Origin of the sequence: Candidatus Methanoperedens nitratireducens, assembly GCF_900196725.1 — an archaeon.
GTDB classification, from domain to species: domain Archaea; phylum Halobacteriota; class Methanosarcinia; order Methanosarcinales; family Methanoperedenaceae; genus Methanoperedens; species Methanoperedens nitroreducens_A.
The window spans coordinates 1-4,920 of sequence record NZ_FZMP01000019.1 but is presented as its reverse complement, the minus strand read 5'-3'; the positions used below and the strand labels follow the sequence as shown (position 1 = coordinate 4,920).

5 protein-coding genes are annotated in these 4,920 nt (G+C 42.4%); 2 read left to right on the top strand and 3 right to left on the bottom strand.

Annotation, left to right across the window (positions count from 1 at the left end; translation table 11 throughout):
* Nucleotides 1–215 precede the first annotated feature (215 nt).
* On the bottom strand, nt 216–425 hold the full coding sequence (locus MNV_RS02175) for an antitoxin VapB family protein (RefSeq protein ID WP_096203746.1): 210 nt from the start codon (nt 423–425) through the stop codon (nt 216–218).
* 295 nt (nt 426–720) lie between these two features.
* Between MNV_RS02175 and MNV_RS18880 the strand changes: the two genes are divergently transcribed.
* The gene (locus tag MNV_RS18880) at nt 721–873 is read left to right on the top strand and encodes a lmo0937 family membrane protein (RefSeq protein WP_218837863.1); all 153 of its coding nucleotides are present in this window, start codon (nt 721–723) and stop codon (nt 871–873) included.
* 95 nt (nt 874–968) lie between these two features.
* On the opposite strand, the gene MNV_RS02170 is transcribed toward MNV_RS18880, so the two are convergent.
* The gene (locus MNV_RS02170) at nt 969–1,733 is read right to left on the bottom strand and encodes a DUF169 domain-containing protein (protein ID WP_096203744.1); all 765 of its coding nucleotides are present in this window, start codon (nt 1,731–1,733) and stop codon (nt 969–971) included.
* A gap of 351 nt (nt 1,734–2,084) precedes the next feature.
* Here MNV_RS02170 and MNV_RS19260 point away from each other — a divergent pair, with 351 nt between their 5' ends.
* Nucleotides 2,085–2,234 (top strand): hypothetical protein, encoded by a 150-nt coding sequence (locus MNV_RS19260; RefSeq protein WP_179293749.1) that lies wholly within the window; start codon nt 2,085–2,087, stop codon nt 2,232–2,234.
* Between the two features lie 343 nt (nt 2,235–2,577).
* Here the strand turns inward: MNV_RS19260 and thsA are convergent, their stop codons facing one another.
* On the bottom strand, nt 2,578–4,242 hold the full coding sequence (gene thsA, locus MNV_RS02165; RefSeq protein ID WP_256999910.1) for a thermosome subunit alpha: 1,665 nt from the start codon (nt 4,240–4,242) through the stop codon (nt 2,578–2,580).
* Nucleotides 4,243–4,920 lie beyond the last annotated feature (678 nt).

Below are 4,920 nucleotides of genomic sequence, written 5' to 3'. Positions count from 1 at the left end.
ACAACTCTATTTATGCGACTTAGCTTAGAGCAGGCAAATATCTCTATGAAACATTAAAATTGATACCGGAAAAGCCTGATCCAATTTTAATTCAGCAAATGTTTGCACAAATAACGAAAATAGGTAGTATTAATACTCCTTAATGGCGAAGGTATTGTTACATAGTATTTATTATATAGACACGCCAAAGCTTTACCGGAATCCCGGCAATCCTTCTAACTCTGGAACTCCTCTTCAACCTTTTTAAGCTCTTCCTTTAGCATCTCCTTCTCTCTGCTATCTCTTGTCCCAAATCCTATTTCCAGCGTTTTAAGATTCCCTTCCCTCTTTATCATTTCACGTAAAATTTCAGAAAAGCTTCTGTGGCTCTTGATTTTCAAAGGCTCCCTGTAAACATCATCCGAAACAGTAATAGTTTTTTCCATAAATATACGTATACATTTATTGAGCATTAAGTTTTCTATCTTGATGAGTTTATTTAAAAGTAAGGAATAAAGGTACTAATGGGAAATCCTCGTTATTGGTTTCAAAAAACTGTTATATTGCGATTTGCGCGATCGAGTAGCCTTTCAAGCCGTGCCTATATAGCGACTAATGCTTATATTTATTGATACAACTCCACTTTGTAAGCTATGTCTAAAAAAATCCAAACGCGTCTAAAAATCGACAGGAAAGCTTATAACCCTTTAGCGCCAATTATAATTTAGGGGGTGTTAAATAATGGATCTGCTATGGACAATAGTAGTAGTGCTCCTGATTCTGTGGCTGCTCGGATTAGTAGGCTCGATCGGCGGGACTTTAATCCATGTGCTGCTGGTGCTCGCCATCATCGTGATACTGCTCAGAATCATCCAGGGACGCAGCCCGGCTTAGTTTGTTTGACTCGAAGCGAGCAGAAAAGAGAACCGGGATGTGTTACAAATAATGTTTGAGAGGTATTCTATTTCTCCTCTCACCCATATCAGGAGCTAATTTTCTCTTTTCTCTTGCTTTATCCTTTTTTGAACTGCCTGCCATGAACCGGTAATAAGGAAGCTCTCTTCCATATTCTCAACCATTGTTGTGAACCTGTTCACCGGCACCGCGAACGTGAGTACGTTCTCCGGGACATAAGGACGGGCTGAAACATCGAACATCCCGATAACACCTCTCGGATGCCCGGAATCTTTCTCAAGATATGGGTACTGTACAATGGTACTGCAGCCTGAGCCCATCGGCGCGATCACTCCGTTTTGCTCTGCCATGTCAAAATTCGCAAGGGTAAAAAGTCCCGAAAGAACATCAGGCTGCGCAAAGAAAATAACAACCTCCGGAGCATCCGACTCCTCAAGCTTATCCCACCGCTTGAACACTGCATAGCGGGCAGGCGCCTTAAAAACAGGCGCTTTTTTTATCCACTCCTTCACAAGCTCCGGGGATTTTTTGTAACGCTCGCCTTCAAGCTCTCCGGGTATGCCGCAGGAAAGGAAATATTCGAAGTTCGGTCTTATTTTTTCAGCAAAGCCCAGATATCTCTTTCCACCGAAGCAGCCGACCGATTCAATATTAAAACAGGAAGATTTCCCTTTCCTCACACTCGATAACGCCCCGATTATGCACCTGGGCACAGAACCTGGCTTGACCAGTTCGGCGTGCCCCTCCTCATCAGTATAATAGAAGGTGATGGGGAGTTCCGCGTTATAGAAGTACTTTTTCCATAGCGCTGCAAATTTATCTTTTAGCTGTAAATCCATAAATTCAATCCTCCTGTTTTATATCATCATATGTCATTGCCGTAATTAAACTTAAAGATAGTCCGCCGAACCCTCAGTTCTTTAATCATATAGGCGATATCAGGAACATGGTGAGATAAATTTTTTGCTCATATAAAACAAGAATTTTTTGAGCTTTTTTTGCTATAACAAGTGTTTTAAATACAATAAAACTAAAAATAACTGTTAATATTACTTGATTGATTTTTATCTTGAAAAAGAACATATAAAAATAGTTATTACTTCCCCAAGCGTAAGCTTTATAAAATATAAGCTTTAATAAGGCTTATAACAGATAATTGAACATCAAATTTGCTAAAATGGGGGGATAGTATGATTTCAAACAAACGGTATAAATGTCCAAAATGCAAGCATACAATGCCAGTGAACAAAGCAGACTTTATAAAGGGGGTTGCAATGGTATCGTGCGGCAAATGCGGTACGGGTTCATTTACCATAGAAGAAACCCTGTTGAAGCTGTGAGAAAAACGCATCATCTTCGCTCCATTTCATCCTCAAACATTAATGCAAACTAATATAAAGTATCAGGCGCAAGATTTAGCTAATGAATCCAAAAATGGAATTCAAAATAAACGATAGTATCTTAAAAAATACCACCAGATGTAAAAAAAAAATTTTCATGTTTATCCGGCGAGACAGGCACCCTCTGCAAGGTTGAACTATGCATTGAAGATAAGATTCATTTCATTAAATGCGCGGATAACAAGCCATGCAGCTATAAAATTCCATTCGGTTACTCTTATGTGTGCATCTGTCCTGTGAGGAAAGAGCTGCACAACCGATATAATATCTAACAGTTTCAGCATCATCCCGGCGGGGTTCCGGGTAACTTCTCCTTGCCAGCCGCTATGACGTCGTCTATTCTCAATATCATGGATGCAGCCTCGGTCGCCGAATTAATGGCCTGGAGCTTCACACGCAGGGGTTCGATTATACCCATATCGGCCATATTCACTACATTGCCGGTGTAAATATCGATGCCTGCATCCCTGTTCCCTTTTTCATGCTGGCTTCTTAACTTGATCAGTATATCCAGGCTGTCAAGACCGCCGTTTTCAGCAAGGGTCTTTGGAATTATGTCGATGGCTTCGGCGAACTTATATACCGCAAGCTGCTCCCTTCCTGTCAGGGATGCGGCATACTCCCGCAGCCGGAGTTCCACCTCAACTTCAGGAGAGCCCCCGCCGGCAACATATTTCCCGTCTTCTATAACCGTGCTCACTACCCTCAGGGCGTCGTTCAGGGTTATTTCCATACTTTCGACCACATGTTTTGTCCCTCCGTGAAGCAGCACCGAAACGGATTTAGGGTTGGAACAATCGCGCACAAAGATGAACTTCTTATCAACTATCTTCTTTTCTTCTACTGTGCACGCTTTTCCAATATCAGAGTCGGAAACGGTTTCAATCTCGGTCAGTATTTTAGCATCCGTAGCCCTTGACAGCATTTCCATGTCTTTTTCGCTAACGCTTTTCACCGCCAGTATTTTGGATTTCGCAAGATAGTCCGAAGCTATGTCGGCGACCCCTTTTGAGCAGAATACGACGTTAGCTCCGCTTTTTTCTATCTGGCGAACCATTCCCTCAAGCAGGTTTTCTTCCTGGCTGAGGAATAACATCATCTGCTCAGGCGTAGCTATGTCTATCTTTGATTTCGTCTCTGTCTTCTTGATATCGATCGCTTTATTGAGGAGCAGTATCCGGGCATCATCTACCTTTCTTGGCATGTTGATGCTTGCGCGCTCCTTATCGAGCACTACACCCCGGACAAGCTCGGAATCTTCGATGCCTTTCCCTTCTATTTTCTCAATCTTTATCTCATTAAGATCAGCCTTTCTCCCGTCGCTGATATCCGCTACTGCTCTTATTGCATTGACCGCGATCTGGGCAAGCTTCGCTTTTGGAAGGTGGTCTTCTTTACCTTTGATCGCTGTAGAGGCTATGTTGAGAAGAATATCCTCCTGCTCAGGTGAAACGCTTTTTGCAAGCGATTCCAGGATTTCCTTTGACCTGTCCTCTGCAAGCCTGTATCCCTTTTCAATAACAGTTGGGTGCACACCCATATCAAAAAGTTCTTCAGCTTTTGACAACAGCTCCCCTGCCAGGATAACGGCAGTCGTAGTGCCGTCACCCACTTCCTCATCCTGGGTTTTAGCTACCTCGACCATCATCTTCGCAGCAGGATGTTCGATATCCATCTCTTTAAGGATGGTGGCTCCGTCGCCTGTTATAACAACGTCCCCCATCGAATCTACAAGCATCTTGTCCATACCTTTCGGGCCAAGTGTGGTTCTCACCGCATCTGCAACAGCTTTTGCTGCCGTGATATTCATACTCTGGGCATCTTTACCCCTTGACCTGCGGGTGCCTTCTCTCATTATCAGTACCGGGATTCCGCCCATTTGCCCGGAAGCTGAACTGGCTTCCCCTTTAGCGCCGGTTATATTTGCCGCAATAAAATATCCCTCCACTCACGATTGGTATATATTTGTATTATTTATTAGTTCTATGAATAAATCTGATTTTATGTATTTATTCATAGTGTTTATGTATAACGATTTATATCATATGTTTGGCTTTTATCTTCAAAAACCTTTCTGAAACTGAGGTAGGTTTTTTATTTAAAAATGAGTTTATAAATCAGTTGCTTTAATAATAAGGATTCTATGCAACTATCGTTGCCAAAAATGATAGAATTTTTAAATTTTATTACTGAATCCCTGCCTTCGTTGCTTTTAAGACAGCATATCCATACCCGGGGAATGGCAATGGCATTTAACCAAAAAATTTAGGTCATCCTTTTCGGTAATCCTTCGCGCTGGTCAATACAGTCCAAGGCAGTCAAAGGGTCGGAATCCGTGGAAGCTGGGAAGGTGAAGAAGCCAATTCCTACCGGGCGAGGATAAGCCTGTATTAGTGTGTAATTGGCAGGCAATGACTATGGCGAAGATAGAGATAATCGCTCATGGCGCATTTACGAGCCTCAACCCACTAACTTCTTTTTGCCTGTTGCCCTGGCGCGCATAATACCTTTAGATTTTGACCTCTTGTGTCCATCAGAACTCACATGGATTCAAGACGCTTACCCATCAAAACAAGGATTGGTTAACTCCAGAGTTTATCTTGGATTTCGGCGCATTTAGTCACTA

What these genes read in the sequence shown, in the direction of transcription:
- MNV_RS02175 (WP_096203746.1), bottom strand. Translation starts at nt 425, where the DNA reads ATGGAAAAAACTATTACTGTTTCGGATGATGTTTACAGGGAGCCTTTG.
- MNV_RS18880 (WP_218837863.1), top strand. Translation starts at nt 721, where the DNA reads ATGGATCTGCTATGGACAATAGTAGTAGTGCTCCTGATTCTGTGGCTG.
- MNV_RS02170 (WP_096203744.1), bottom strand. Translation starts at nt 1,733, where the DNA reads ATGGATTTACAGCTAAAAGATAAATTTGCAGCGCTATGGAAAAAGTAC.
- MNV_RS19260 (WP_179293749.1), top strand. Translation starts at nt 2,085, where the DNA reads ATGATTTCAAACAAACGGTATAAATGTCCAAAATGCAAGCATACAATG.